The 14,931-nt window shown below is 49.5% G+C and carries 11 protein-coding genes; 7 read left to right on the top strand and 4 right to left on the bottom strand.

Annotated elements, in window-relative coordinates; genetic code table 11:
* Nucleotides 1-103: 103 nt before the first annotated feature.
* The 4 genes from E2566_RS04460 to E2566_RS04445 are packed head-to-tail and all read left to right on the top strand — an operon-like array spanning nucleotide 104 to nucleotide 5,035.
* Nucleotides 104-2,602, top strand: a complete 2,499-nt coding sequence (locus E2566_RS04460) for a fimbria/pilus outer membrane usher protein (protein WP_107168187.1) — start codon at nucleotides 104-106, stop codon at nucleotides 2,600-2,602.
* Between the two features lie 33 nt (nucleotides 2,603-2,635).
* Nucleotides 2,636-3,385 carry a fimbrial biogenesis chaperone gene (locus E2566_RS04455; RefSeq protein ID WP_107168188.1) on the top strand — a complete coding sequence of 250 codons (750 nt, stop codon included), beginning with the start codon at nucleotides 2,636-2,638 and terminating at the stop codon, nucleotides 3,383-3,385.
* 18 nt (nucleotides 3,386-3,403) lie between these two features.
* On the top strand, nucleotides 3,404-4,438 hold the full coding sequence (locus tag E2566_RS04450) for a hypothetical protein (RefSeq protein WP_107168189.1): 1,035 nt from the start codon (nucleotides 3,404-3,406) through the stop codon (nucleotides 4,436-4,438).
* A 27-nt stretch (nucleotides 4,439-4,465) separates the two neighbouring features.
* Nucleotides 4,466-5,035 (top strand): fimbrial protein, encoded by a 570-nt coding sequence (locus E2566_RS04445; RefSeq protein WP_107168190.1) that lies wholly within the window; start codon nucleotides 4,466-4,468, stop codon nucleotides 5,033-5,035.
* A 9-nt stretch (nucleotides 5,036-5,044) separates the two neighbouring features.
* Here E2566_RS04445 and E2566_RS04440 read toward each other — a convergent pair whose 3' ends face one another.
* The 4 genes from E2566_RS04440 to E2566_RS04425 all read right to left on the bottom strand — a co-directional run bounded on the left by E2566_RS04440 (nucleotide 5,045) and on the right by E2566_RS04425 (nucleotide 10,190).
* A complete protein-coding gene (locus tag E2566_RS04440; RefSeq protein ID WP_107168191.1) occupies nucleotides 5,045-5,539 on the bottom strand; it encodes a DUF2569 domain-containing protein in 495 nt (164 codons plus the stop codon).
* A gap of 270 nt (nucleotides 5,540-5,809) precedes the next feature.
* Complete coding sequence (fhuE, locus tag E2566_RS04435) at nucleotides 5,810-8,014, bottom strand: ferric-rhodotorulic acid/ferric-coprogen receptor FhuE (RefSeq protein WP_107168192.1); 2,205 nt, start codon at nucleotides 8,012-8,014, stop codon at nucleotides 5,810-5,812.
* Nucleotides 8,015-8,222: 208 nt separating this feature from the next.
* Nucleotides 8,223-9,149, bottom strand: coding sequence for an AEC family transporter (locus tag E2566_RS04430; RefSeq protein ID WP_107168193.1), 927 nt, complete (start codon nucleotides 9,147-9,149; stop codon nucleotides 8,223-8,225).
* Between the two features lie 147 nt (nucleotides 9,150-9,296).
* Complete coding sequence (locus tag E2566_RS04425; RefSeq protein ID WP_107168194.1) at nucleotides 9,297-10,190, bottom strand: LysR family transcriptional regulator; 894 nt, start codon at nucleotides 10,188-10,190, stop codon at nucleotides 9,297-9,299.
* Between the two features lie 594 nt (nucleotides 10,191-10,784).
* On the opposite strand from E2566_RS04425, the gene E2566_RS04420 reads away from it, so the two are divergent.
* From E2566_RS04420 to E2566_RS04410, 3 genes are all read left to right on the top strand, one after another.
* Nucleotides 10,785-11,474 carry a helix-turn-helix transcriptional regulator gene (locus E2566_RS04420; protein ID WP_107168195.1) on the top strand — a complete coding sequence of 230 codons (690 nt, stop codon included), beginning with the start codon at nucleotides 10,785-10,787 and terminating at the stop codon, nucleotides 11,472-11,474.
* A 14-nt stretch (nucleotides 11,475-11,488) separates the two neighbouring features.
* Complete coding sequence (locus E2566_RS04415) at nucleotides 11,489-12,799, top strand: purine-cytosine permease family protein (RefSeq protein ID WP_107168196.1); 1,311 nt, start codon at nucleotides 11,489-11,491, stop codon at nucleotides 12,797-12,799.
* Between the two features lie 252 nt (nucleotides 12,800-13,051).
* Nucleotides 13,052-14,917 (top strand): Svx/AvrXca family virulence/avirulence protein, encoded by a 1,866-nt coding sequence (locus E2566_RS04410; protein ID WP_107168197.1) that lies wholly within the window; start codon nucleotides 13,052-13,054, stop codon nucleotides 14,915-14,917.
* The last annotated feature ends 14 nt before the right edge of the window (nucleotides 14,918-14,931 follow it).

The raw sequence follows: 14,931 nt of genomic DNA, 5'->3' as shown, positions 1-14,931 counted from the left end.
CAATAAAAAGGGGAGGATTCCTCCCCTATACCCTCTTTATTCCACACGTTATTGACGTGCGTGGATACCTACAACGCGGCATCTGCTTAAGCATATATTCCCTATGGCAATGAAAAATATTACGTTCAAAGAAAAAATAAAAACCATGTTAGCCCGCTATAGTATTTTTATTTTTTCTTTGGGCACGACATCGATCAGTGCAACGGAATTTAACGTCAATGTACTTGATGTCGACGATCGCAATGACATTGATCTTAGCCATTTTTCCGATCCCGAATATGTCACACCAGGTGCCTACCTTTTATCCCTAAAAGTAAACTCACGTGAAATACAGCAGCAGATAATAAACTATCTACCAGAAGGCAATAAGAGCGCCCGGCCTACAGCCTGCCTTCCACCTGAACTTGTCGATAAACTGGCACTCAAAAAAGAAGCACGCGATAAAATCGAATCCTGGAATAACGGAACATGCGTCGATCTAACCCCCATTGCCGGCGTCAAAGTCTCTAATCAAATAGGCATGGGAACGCTGAATATTACCATCCCCCAAGCGTGGTTGATGTACAGCGATCGCAACTGGGTTCCACCAGAACAATGGAACCACGGGATCGGCGGTGCGCTGCTGGACTATAACCTCGTTGGGAACATGCGTCGTGATACTAACGGCAGAGGCACATCGCACTATCTCAGTAGTTACGGCACAACCGGATTCAATCTGGGAGCCTGGCGCTACCGTGCCGATTATCGCTATTTTCTGCAAAAATCACGCCATTCGAATCGCGATAGCTTTTCGTGGGATCAGTTTTACGCCTACCGCCCGCTTCCCACCCTGTCAGCCGATCTCAAACTGGGTGAAATGTATTTCAGCAGTAATTTATTTGATAGCTACCGCTTTACCGGTGTGTCATTAGCCAATAACGACACTATGCTTCCCCCTTCTCTGCGTGGTTATGCGCCAGAAATTCGCGGCGTCGCCAAATCAAATGCGACGGTGACCGTGATGCAAAATGGCAGGCTGATCTATGAAACGACCGTGCCTGCGGGTCCTTTTGCGATTCAAGATATGAAAAATGGCGTCAGCGGTACGCTGGATGTTCGCGTAACAGAAGAAGATGGCACGGTAACCACGTTCCAGACCGAGTCGGCCAATCTGCCTTACCTGACACGACCAGGCCACGTCCAGTACAAACTCGCCGCGGGTAAACCGTCGAATACCAATCACCGCCTGCAAGGGCCTGCCTTTTCTGCCGCGGAAGCCTCATGGGGATTATCCAATGCCTGGTCGGTGTACGGCGGCACGATTTTGTCCGATAGCTATCAGTCTTGGTCGGCGGGCATTGGGAAAAATCTTTATCTCTTTGGCGCGCTGTCCGCTGACGTCACCCAGTCACGCGCAACACTACCGGCGCCATCCACGTCGCAAATGGGGCATGCTTTTTCACTTAACTGGTCTAAATATTTCAATTCGATCGATAGCCAAGTCAGCTTTGCGGGCTACCGCTTCTCAGAAAAAACCTACATGAGCATGGCGCAGTATCTCTACGCCCTGAATCTTGATAGCCGTTATCGCAATGAAAAAGAACGCTACACCATTACGGTCTCAAAAAACTTCGCGACACAAGAGACAGCCTCACTGCTGAGCGGACTATCAACTTACGTTACCTATACGCGCCAAACCTACTGGAATGAAGCCGAGCAGGATCGCTATGGGATTTCACTGAACAAATATTTTGATATCGGCGAGATTAAAGGTATTTCTGCGAATTTATCGGCCTATCGTACCGAATTCAACCAACGTACTGATGACAGTCTGTACCTCAGCTTTTCCATTCCCCTCAGGGAAAAGGATCGTCTGAGCTACAGCGTGGGCCACTATAACAACAGCAGTAATCAGACGCTGACTTATTCCAATAACGCCGATCCGAGCCGAACCTGGAACCTAAGCACCCGGCATGACAGCAGGGAGAACACGTACCTGAGCGGCAACTATACCCGTCTGGCACCAATGACCGATGCCTCCGTGGGTGTCGCCTGGCAGCAGGATCGTTATACCTATCTGAACGGTTCGCTACGCGGCGGTATCACCGCAACCCGCCACGGCGTTGCAGCACATCCGAAAGGCAACCAAGGTGGTACTCGCATTATGGTCGATACGGATCAGGCAGGCGTCGCATTCGCCGGCAGCCAAGTCGAGACTAACCGCTATGGCCTGGCTGTAATTGCTGGCAGCAGTAGCTACTACGATGTCTCGACCCGCATCGATATGCAGAAATTACCGCAAAACATCGAAGCGATGACGACCGTGGTTCAAGGAACCCTGACTGAAGGTGCAATTGGCTACCGCAAATTTGATGTGGTCAGCGGGGCAAAAATCATGGGACACATCATGCTGGCTGATGGCAAATATCCCCCCTTCGCGGCTCAGATAAAAAACAAGAAAGGCCGCGATATAGCCATGATCACCAACAGTGGACAGGCCTATATCACGGGCGTGTCGCCTGACGAAACGCTGTCCGTTATCTGGGAGGGGGAGTCGCAGTGCTCCATCACCCTACCCGCTACCTTAAACCACCTTGATACATTGCTGCTGCCCTGCAAATAAGCGGCAAGAAATAGAAAATCCCGGAGAGTACGTATGAAATACCCATCTTATCGGCGAACAGCAGGAATCTTTATCGGCTGCCTGCTTTTGATACCCTCAGCCTATAGTGCGCTGAGCCTCGATCGCACCCGCGTTATTTTTAACGATGATGAACAGTCAGCAACGGTGATGCTGATGAACCAAAACGCGGAAAATCCGTTTCTGGCACAGTCCTGGCTGACGGACGAGCGACGCAATAAAGTAACAAGTCCGCTGATGGTGTTACCGCCATTGCAGCGCATCGAAGCAAAAGGATATAGCCTGATCCGTCTGGTTAAGACGGAACAAATCACACAATTGCCAACCGATCGCGAATCGTTGTTTTATCTTAATGTACGGGAAATTCCGCCCAAAACGGAAAAGGCTAACGTATTGCAGATCGCCATTCAGTCTGAAATCAAGGTGTTCTTCCGCCCACGCGGTGTGAAACCCGCAAAAGATGAGATATGGCAGAAAAAACTGCTGATTAAAAAAACGGGCAACGTTTTTCAGGTGGAAAACCCGACCCCGTACTACATCACCGTAAGCAGCATCCTGAAGCAACCCAAAGTAGCCAATGCCAACCCTGCCAATCTGTTAAAAGGCAACGCCTTTATGGTGGCACCGCGCTCAACGCTGCCTGTTGAAATCAATGACGGCGCGATCAATCGCTTCTATCTGTACTACGTCAACGACTACGGCGGCCATGTTGCATTGCCTTTTACTTGCGCACAAAACCAGTGCCAGCCCATTACCGATGAATAAGCTACAGGGATATCCACCATGCATTGGTTAGCCATTCGTAAAAATCGCTATGTTGTCTTCTGTGCAGCACTTTGTCTCAGCTTAACGGCGTTTAATGCCAGTGCGCTGGAATGTCGATTGGGCACCGTGACGGGGCCGGTAGCCGACTATGAAGATATCGGTACGCTCAAGATCCCGGCGACATTACCGATCGGCAGCCGTCTCTGGACGTCGAAAAGCTATACCCGCAGTTTGGCCTGCTGGGCATATTATTCCGTCCGTCCGCAGGGTGAGATGTCCTATTTCTATCCCAATCCCGAAGGAAAGATCATCGGACAGGGCATCGGAATCGGTATCATCTATAATGGGCAAGATCTCGGCGTGATCACAAATGGCGGCTCCACCTCTTCCCGCGTGCCCACAGGACAGTGGGTCATCGCAGGCCCCAGCGGCTCAAGCCCACCGGCCTCACCAACCATGCTAAATGTCACGGTACAGCTCTATCTCGAAAAAACGGGGAACATTACCGACACCACAGCAGGCGCGGACTCCCTGAGAGTCTTCCAGATTGATGGTGAAGGGGGCATCAATAATAAACCCGACAGTAACTATGGCTTGAGCCTGTCAGGGCTACACGGCATCGACATTATGCAGTGCGCCGCGACGATCAACGTTTCGCCCGATAGCTATGTCGATTTTGGTACGGTCAGGGCGTGGTCAGGAACGGAGGCCGGTCCACTAGCACAGTCAGAATTTAACATTGATGTGTCCACCGACGGTGGCGAAGACTGCGGTAAGGGATTCGATCTGGACATCAATTTTGATGCCACTTCACGGGGGAATTCACTCGTCGGGATAGACGGCATGAATATGGGGAACGGCGCCACGCTGAAAATCGAAGATATGCGCAGCGGTAATAACGTGACGTTTAATCAGTTCATTAGTCTGGTTGAAGGATTGACGGCAGCAAGTGGCGTAGTTGAGCGACGCTATAAAGCCCAACTCTATGCCGCAGGCCCCGCAACCGTCGGCGATACCGAAAAAAATATTATTCTGCGATTTAATTATCACTAATCCGCGCGCCTGCATGAGATAGCAACGATGATAAAAAATGACAATACAGTACTAAGCATCACGTTTCGCCGCGTCCTGCTCACCGTAGCGGCCGGTATGATGACACTACAATCAAGTTCACCTCTTGCACAACAGCCCCCTCTTTTGAGCGATCGTGAAGTGACGTTCCGCGTCTCCGTCGTCAACGCAGCCTGTAATGTCAGTACGGAAAGCAAAGCGATTGTGGTGAACATGAGCGAAATCTCTGAGCGCTATCTAAAAATCAATAGCTACGGCAGTTGGCATGATTTCACGATTAACCTCACGGACTGCAATCTGGATACTTACCAAAACGTTACCGTCCGCTTTTCAGGGAAAGAAGAGCCGCTACTGCCCAAGCGTCTGGCGCTGGATACGCCATCCGGTGCCAAAGGTATCGCGATTGGCATTTATCATGCCAATCAACTGGTCGGCATCAACAGCAGCACAGATAGCATTGTGCTGCAAAGTGGGGACAACGCCATTCCCTTTTCAGCCCGTATCGAAAAGATACGCGACGACCTGATTAAGTCCGGTGATTTTGTGGCAACGGCAAACTTCACGTTGAGCTATTTATAACGAACCTATTTACTCGCGGCTAAAAACCTGCGGAACTCTTTTCGAGAACAGGAAATACGGAATCCAGACGATAATGCCGACAACAACGCCAGAAAGCATACTCAATGCATTATCGTCCAGCGCGACACCAAACAGCAGTGAAGGCAATAACGTTAAGCAACATACGCAAACGGCATTAATGACATAGTAAGCGACCATTACCACCTTCGTCCGCCGCTTGCGGCGAAAAAATGTTAGCGCAGTAAAAATCGACATGCCGAATAAAGCAATTACGCAAAATATAGCGAACAGACTGTAATAACTAACAAATCCAGTTTTTTTGAAATGCGCCAGCACGACACTGACCAGTTCATACAGTGAGAACGGCGCCATAATGACAGAAAGAATAATTCCCAGCGCCGGAAGGTAGAGAATACCGTTAATCTTCTGCTGCTCTTTTCCTTCACACGCTGTACACAAGCCCGACTCTTTTTGCGCATCGTTCTCGCAGTTCAAGCACTTCATTTTTTAATCCCTGTAAAAATGTTCCAAAAGGAAAAACGCTTCCCCGCCTGAATATAATACGCAATTGTCTCCGATCCCCGAATCAATGTTAACCCCCTATTCCACTATCCATTCATGTAACCAATGCTTCAGGTGATGAAGGGAAACATTTCAACATCGCGGTAAAAGAAAAAGCGCCCGAGTCATTGAGACAACGGGCGCTACGATTATTCGCGATAGCAGGTCACCGAACCATCGGGCAAGTCACTTGCATCGATTTAGAGCAGCGGACTAGAACGCATAGTTAACGGTCATCGAGACGCTACGAGGCGCACCATACACGGCATAAGGTGCAAGGAAATCGCTGTACTCTTTATCAAACAGGTTGTTGATATTCGCCTGCACCGCCAGCTGTTTCGTTACCTGATAACGGCTAAACAGATTAACCAGCGCGTAGCTGCCCTGCTCGACACGCAACGTGGTACGTTGCGGACCAGAGCCTTCTTGCCAGATACCATTTTGCCAGTTCACGCCGCCGCCGACGGTTAAGTCCGGCAGCATTGGCAACTGATAGCGGGTAAACAGCTTAAGTGACGTACGCGGTAGATATGAGTTGATCGACTTACCATCTTTATCGTCGGCAACGAAGCGAGAGCCACCAAACGTCATTTGCAAGTTATCTGTCACCGCACCATTGACTTCAAACTCGATGCCTTTGCTCACCATACCATCAACAGACCGGTAATAGGTTTCAGGTGCGCCAGAAGGGGGCAGTGCCTCAGCCAAGTTATCCTGTTCAATACGGAACACGGCAACTGAAGCAGTTAGACGGCTGTTGTACCAATCTCCTTTCAGACCTGCTTCATAGTTTTTACCCGTTACAGGAGCCAGATACGTGTTAGGCCCTTCTTTCTTTGTTTGCGGCTGGAAGATATCGGTGTAGCTGGCATACGTCGACCAGGTATCGTTAATGTCATAAACCAGACCGACATAAGGCGTCACCCGACTCTTACTGGTATCCCCCGTCGAACCGATGATGCTCCAGTCGGTATAACGCGCACCAGCGATTAAGTGCAGCGGATCGGCCAGAGAGAAACGCGCTGAGGTATAGAGTGATTTTTGGCGTAACGTAGAATGCTCATAATCCACCCAGGCTCCCCATGCTGGATCGGCAATATTGCCATTCCAGTTGTAGTAATTGCCCATATCTGCCGGATCGATCGTCGATTGGGAATTATAGAACTGGTTACGTTGTCGGCTGTAGCTACCGCCTACCACCAGCTCATGCTGGCGTCCCAGTAGCTCGAACGGGCCAGAGGCGTAGGTATCGATAGAATCGACCTTACGTGTTCCTTTATTCCATCCACCGTAAGCACCCACATTAGCCCCAAACGGATCAACAAGTATTCCGGTATCTTTATCCGGGAAACCATTGGCATACATCAGCTTGGAATCGAAGTTGGTTTCGGCATGCGTTCCGTTCATACGCAGTTGCCAGCCGTTATCAAAACGCTGAGTCAGATCGGCAAACACTTTTCTCGACGTTTTATCGGAGTAGCTCCAGTTTGGCGCGGTATTAAAGCTACGACCAAAATGTGTAGAGCTACCGTCAGTAAACCACGTCGGCAGCCCGCCCCAGGTTGGGCTGTCTGTATTACTTTCCTGATAATCATAACCTAGGGAGATCGTCGTCGAGTCAGTCACATCGGCATCGACCACACCGTAGAGGAATTTTTTTCGTTTATGATAACGATCGAGCCGAGTGTCATTATCCTGATAGCCCGCGACTACTCGCCCGCGCACGTTGCCGGATTCCGTCAGCGGCGCAGACAAATCGGTCACCATCCGCTGGTTATTCCATGAACCGTAACTGCCAGACACAGAACCTTTGAATTCACGGCTGTCCGCATGCTTACGCACCATATTTACGGCAGCAGAAGGATTACCCGTTCCCGTCATCAGCCCTGTCGCGCCACGCACCACTTCAATACGGTCATAGATTGCCGTATCGGAACCTGAGTCACCAAAATCCCAGATATCATCCACTACGGTTGGAATACCGTCGAATAAGTAATTATTGATCAGAAAACCACGAGAATAGTAACTAGAGCGGTCGGAATCGATATTGTTGGCAAAGACTCCCGTCGTGTTTGCCATCACCTCACCAATCGTTTGCAAGTTCTGATCTTCGATACGCTGCTTACTGATGACACTCACCGACTGCGGAATATCACGCGGCGTCAACGTCATCTTAGTTCCAGCGTTAGTGACTTTCACGCTGTAATCCTGCGGGTCGCTAACTTCTGCGTTAGCGTTAGCATTCGCGCTGACGACAAGCGTATCACCGGAAGTTGGTTTTTCTTCGGTAGCGGCCTGAGCAGGCAGGAAAGAAGCGGAAATCAATAGGGCGAGAAGAGAGACTCCGAATGGTTTTACTCCGGCCAACGAAGAATCACAAACGCGCATTTTTCCGGCGCGAGTAACTCCAAAAGACATGGTATATCCTCGGTTAACTGATGGTAATGTTGGCGAGATGCTGAGGCGTTTTTTGTCAACATTTGCACAGAAAGGTAAATGATAACTATACGCATTATTATTAATACTTCAATAAAATGATTAATTTCATTAAAATACAAATAGATATAAAAGAACAAATCACCATATCGTTAACGAGGCATTGTTAAAAAAGAAACATTTGAGAGATTCATAACAGTCCACTCAGCCCAAGGACTGCCAGCGGCAACGCGACGCCTGCCATCAAGGTTTGAATCGCAATGATACCTGCCATCAATGGCGCATCACCGCCAAGCTGACGAGCCATAATGTAAGACGACGATGCCGTCGGCAGTGCCTGAAACAGCAGTGCAGCAATCGCCGCCGCACCAGACAGATTAAAGAGGTAGCAGGCGACGATCGTCACCAGCGGCATGGCAATGAATTTTGCACATGATGCAATCACTACCGGGCGCAACCAGCTACGAGCGGCAGAAAAATCCAGCGCCGCACCGACACACAACAACCCCAGCGGCAGTGACGCTTGCCCTAGCGATTTTAGAACCGGTTCAATCCCCGGCGGCAGACCTAAAGCGGCAATCTGCAAAGTAATGCCGATAGCGCAGGCCACCACCAACGGGTTCAACACCAACAATCGGGCAATATTCTTGAATGAAGGCGTCCCAGCATTGCCGTAGCGGGCGAAGACCAATACACAAAGAATATTGACCGTCGGCACAATCGCCGCATTCGCGACGGCAGCAAGCGCCACACCGTGTGCGCCAAATAACCCAGCGGCAGCAGACACGCCAACGTAGTTATTAAAACGGACGCCTCCCTGAAAGATTGAAGTAAACGCCGAATCATCAACGGGAAAGAAGCGGCGCACCGCAACCAGCACGACGGCCACCGCCAACGTCGAGCACACCAGTGTCAGGATCATCGCCGTTATCGGCACGCCATCCAAACGCGCTGTCGCCAGTCCATGCAGAAACAGTGCAGGAAGCAGAATGTAATAACCCAGCTTTTCAGCCTGCGGCCAGAATACTGCCGCCAAAAAAGCACGTTGGCGTAACCACGATCCCAGAATAATCAGCAGAGCAATCGGCAATAATGCCAACAGGAGAGAGACGATCATAGGCTGCCACGCAAGGGGGAAGACGGTGAAAGTGGGGAGAATTGCGAATGGAACACCATAGTTCAATACCTGAAAGTGACGAAACAGGTACTACCATAGCGGGACTTTCGATGAGAAAAAAACGAGATTAAATCAACATTAACTCAATTATTTCTCATGGATTGCAGCCTTACCCGCCTGCGTCCGTATAGCTTCGGCCAGCGCCGTGGCAAAACGCCCCGCCGGGCGATCTTCTCGCTCCAGCAGCACAACACGCCGCTGTTGTTGGGGAGCCCCAAATGGGAGACAGGTCAGATTATCCAAACGCTCCCTCTCCCGTTCGGACAGCGGAATAACTGCCACGCCAAGCCCGCAGGTAACCATCTGGATAATGGCATCCTGACTGTCCAACTCCATATCGGTTTGTACCCGCAGTCGCTGACGACGCAGCTCACGATCGATGGTTCGCCCAGCCCAGGCGCGGCGATCGAAACGAATAAAGGGATAGTGCTGTAAGAGCGAGCTGGCATCCAGAGACGCCAGATCTGACGGCGCAATAATCCAGAATCCTTCCTGATACAGTGGCGTACTCACCAAACCGGTTGGATAGGGTTTTACCGGTTCGGTCGTCACGGCGGCATCCAGCTCCCCGGCGTCAATACGGATAGCCAGCTCCGCCGACATCCCAGAATTCACCTGAACACGCAAACGTGGATGAGCACGACGCAACGCAGCCAGTGCGGCGGGCAAAACGCCGGCCAAAGCAGTTTGGATCGCACCAACTCGCAGGCGTCCGGCTAGTTCACCGCCCTCGCCTAGCTCGGTGGCAATCGCGTCATATTGCGCAAGAATTTCCCGCGCTTGCTCCACCGCACGGAGTCCCGCTTCAGTCAGAACCGGAACGCGACGTGAGCGATCGAAAAGTGACGCATTGAAATCCTCCTCCAAAGCACGAACGTGCAGGCTAACGGCTGATTGCGTCAGGCATACGGCCTCAGCCGCACGGGAAAAAGATCCATACTGGGCAATCGCAACCAGCGTGCGTAAGGCTTTTAACGACATTCAGTCCACTCTCCGGCCTCTATATATGAACGGTAAAAAATGGTGCGCTATCGAGCGTTACACCAGAGCAATGCGATAGAAAGCCGTAACAATTCCATGGGGCAATAACAATGTCGTCTTTTTGCCTATGTTGCAACATACGTTATGTGATGGGGATCGGTCGGGAGAGGAGATGCCAGCGAAGAAATAGTGCTACATTTCGCTGGCATAAACCGGGCGATGCTCTGCATTGTTAAGAACAGATAAAAATTAACGACATAAAAACACTTAAAAATCAGATAGTAAAATTAGAATAATTTATTTCTTTGTTTAAACCCCAATGCCATCCCTTGAAGGGGGAAGCATTATTTCCCTGGTGTAGCGAATATTTCACTTAATTTCGTCATGCCACAGACGTATAATACACATAAAAATACGTGGCAGGAAATTTTATCACATAAATATACAATAATAAAAGGCCAAAAACACCCTTGCATAGGAAATAAAAAAATGGTAAGTGAATCATAAGTTAGCAAGATAATAATAAACAAAATAATATTAATCATTATTAAAAATTAAAACGTCTCTAATTAATTTCGCCCTCAGGAGGGCAGAATGCCACCATTGGTAGAAAGCATGACGGACTATATTCAAAATCTAATTACTATGATGGAGTATTTAAACGAGCCATGGGGTATTAAAGATTTATCATCACGGCATATTTACATGAACAAGGCGGCGTTTTTTTATACAGGAACGCCGGAGCGATTTGACATCGAGGGTCGTTTTGATGATGAATTTCCTGCCAGTTGGGCTGAACTCTCTGATGGTTTAAAAGAGCATGATAGATTGACGGAAAATAGTGAGAAACGCGTGACAGTAATCGAAACAGATTACTGGTATGGCAAAAAAACACTCACACCTTGCGTTAGCGAAAAAATTCCCATCTTTGATAAAAACAAGGTCTGTATTGGCACAATGTGGAGCGCCAGACAGTTAGATTCCCTGTCTCCGCTGCTCTATATCAATCAGCAAAAGCCAACCTTATTACAAACAGAACTCTCCACCGATGTTTTTACTCCGGCAGAACTCGACATTATATTTCTGCTATTGCAACGCTTTTCAAATAAAGAAATTGCCAAAAAAATGAACGTTACACCGAAAACAATAGAGAACAGGGTCTATAACATGTACCAAAAAACTGACACGCATTCTCTACAGCAATTTGAAGCATTTTGTCGAAATCTTGGTGTAGACAGCTACGTTCCCCGCACTCTCATCACAAAAGGCATTCAATTTATATAAGCGAATATACCCACATGGAAAAAATAGATGATTATCCGGTCAGTCGCGTTCCGCTAAATGTTCGACTGCCTTTTTTAAATGTCGCTTTAGTGCACATCGGGATGTTAACCGCGCTAGACCAATTTATGCTAGGCGCAGTGCTCGGCCATTCAATGACGCTAAGCCAGGCATTTATCGCCATCTTTATTGGCAGCGCCATTTTTGGCGTAGTGACCGTGGGATTAGGCTATGCAGGGATGAAAGAAGGCATGTCCGGCAGCCTTCTGGCGCGCTGGTGCGGTTTCGGCCGTATTGGATCAGTCCTGATTGGATTGGTTATCGCCATTAGCCTTATTGGCTGGTTTGGTGTCCAAAATGCCGTATTCGCCAAAGCACTCAACTTCGCAATGGAAAATAAACTCGGCTTTGGCTGGTCTGCTGCCCTTTCCGGCATTGCGCTGACACTGCTGGTTGCCTTTGGCTTCAGAGCATTACGCTTCACCGCTAAAATTGCCGTACCGATGTTTGTTCTCGTCGTCGGCTATATTTCGATCATGACGCTCTCCGGCCACAATATTGCTGAACTGCTTGCCTCAGCCCCCAACGGCGAGGTTATTTCCATTAGCGCAGGCGCGACGATGGTGGTAGGCGGCTGTATTGTCGCCAGCTTAATTACCCCAGATATGACGCGTTATTCCCAAAAAGGAAAACACGTTTTCTGGATGACAATGCTGTCGATTATCGTCGGGGAATTTATTGTGAATGGCCTCGCCATCATTATTGCCCGCGCACTCAATACTGCGGACGTCGTAACGATCATGTCCCAGGCTGCGGGCGGACTTGGGCTCATTGCCGTTATATTTTCGACATTGAGGGTAAATGATATCAATCTTTATTCTTCCTCTTTAGGTATCGCCAATGCGATAGAAGGCGTAACGGGGAAAAAACTGCGTTATGTATCAATAACACTGGTGATTGGCCTCATCGGTACCGCGCTATCCGTGGCTGGTATTCTGGACCGCTTTATCGATTTCCTGACGCTATTGGGCGTGTTATTCCCACCAATTATCGGCGTGATGCTGGTTGATTATTATATTCTACGCACTCACAGAACGCTGCTCGACACCAGTCGTGCTGAAGGCCAATTACCCGACAGCACGCAAACGCCACTGATTGGCTGGCCAGCAATTATCGCCAGCGTTGTTGGAGCCATCGTCGGATTAGCCTTTGAGTGGGGTGTACCTGCCTTTAATTCGTTACTGGCTGCCAGCTTGCTTTATTGGTTAATAAAGCACTACACCAACAATCACATTATTTTAGGAAACCAGGACATAACCAAAACTTAAAATGAAATAGTTAACACGGTAAAATTAACCTATACTCCAATCGACCTCTTTCTACAGAGGTCGATATATTTTCACTTAAGCAAAATAGCTCCTGAATAATTCCAACTGAATGGGCGTTCACGCACAGGCAGTTTGAAGTATGACGGGTATAGGCCATGATGGCCTTGGGATGGAGTCTTATATATTAACGAGGAATCTATTCTCGCGAAATAATAAGTCTAATTAGCAATATTCATGCTAGGAAAAGGATTTATGCCAAAAATAAAAACACGTCTCACGCCCCTAAACTGTCTACTCGTTTTAAGTGGCGCATTAATGGTCAATACGGCAAACGCCGCTGAGGCTTGTGTCGCAGGCAGTTGGCAGGTGGATAATTCCATCACTGATATGCCTTCCGTGAAATACCAAACGGAGCACTTTGCCTTCCGCTGGAATAATAACGACGTTAACCGTAATGATGCGGTTGCCGCAGGGCAGAAACTGGAACAAATTTGGGATAAGTTCATTAACCAAATTCAGTATCCCGAACCTTACTGCAAACAAACCGTGAAATATAAAGCCAATATCCACATCGATCCCACTTTTGGCCTCAGCGGCGGTATTGCTGGCGGTGGCAGTATGGGGATGTGGATCGGGCCAGCCTCACTCAAGGATAACTGGGGGCTGGCGCACGAATTTACCCATGCGCTGCAAGGGCAAACTGGCGGTTTTCAGAGCACGGGAGATAACTACGTGGGCTGGATTTGGGAATCCCACGCGAACTGGATGACGCACCAGATGGATGAATTCCGCGGTACGTCAGCACACTGTTCAGAAATGCAGGTCAACTATTCGCATATTTATTTGGGTTCAACGCGTAACCGCTACTGCAACTGGCAGTTTATGGAATACCTGAAGAACCGTTTCGGTTATGGTGCTATCAACGATATGTGGGCAAAAGCGCCGAAATGGGGCGAAAGCGGCCAGTCTACCGCCGATCCGCTATCCGTTTTACGCACCAACATGGGCTGGAGCCAGTCTGAATTCAACGACGTCTTCGGCGACTGGGCGATGCACAACGTCAACTGGGATTACGTCGATCCCGATGGTTTCGATCGTGGTCGTTTCTATCGTTCAACCTATGGCGGCTATGGTGCGGTACAACCTAACCAGAGTAACGCCGACCGTCTGTTGAGAACCACAGCGCTTGAGCCGGTGGTCGGTGCCAGCGCCAGCCTCAGGCGTTTCTCTGTACCGTTCGATCAGGCTCCGCAGCAGTTGGGCTACAACATCGTCCGATTAATCCCTGAAAATGGTGCGACGAAAATCACCGTCAAATTCCGTGGCATGGTGCAAAGTAAATCGGCCATTACCCGCTTCCCTGGACTGAAAAACGATCCGGTAACCATGCCGCAGCCTAATTCAGACTGGCGCTGGGGTCTTGTTGCGATTGGCGCAGACGGTGTTTCACGTTATAGCGAATTGCAGCGCGGTGCATCGGCAACGGTGAAAAATTTCACTATTCGACAGGACGATCGCGGCATTTACATGGTCGTGATGGGCACACCGTCGCAAATGCAGAAAATCAAGTGGGATCAGGCTTACTACTCCCTTTACCGCTATCCGTGGATGGCTGATTTCACTGGCGTTTGGCCGGAGGGCAGCCAGCCCGGAGCGCCAAATCCAACCGCTAACGGCTCTCGCCATCCAAACGGCGGCGGCTGGGTGTCTAATTCCGCGAATGTCGCCCCTACCGCATACGTCGGGCCTTACGCTCGCGTCATCGGTGGTACGGTGAGGGATAACGCCAGAATTGAAGATCGTGCAACGATTCTGAGCGGAACAGTAGAAGGTCGTGCCGTTGTGAGCGGCCTCACCGTTATGCAGGGCGATACTGTCGTACGTGATAACGCGCGGCTACATACGGTCTTCATGGGGCCGGGAGCCTATGAACGCGGTATTGTGTTATCAGGCAATGCGCAAATGCGCGGGGATGCAGAAATTCGCGGCGTTTCCGCGTCGCAGGGCGTGTTCTATGGCTTTATTGATGAGAATGAAGTCAAAAGCAGCGCAGCCGGTGCTTACTTGACCGAGGCCGTGCCAGAAGTGACAGCGGTTCCGGTCTACAGTACGAAGTAATATCACGATGAAAA

Origin of the sequence: Pectobacterium punjabense (assembly GCF_012427845.1) — a bacterium.
GTDB lineage: Bacteria > Pseudomonadota > Gammaproteobacteria > Enterobacterales > Enterobacteriaceae > Pectobacterium > Pectobacterium punjabense.
This window is presented reverse-complemented; position numbering and strand designations above follow the sequence as displayed.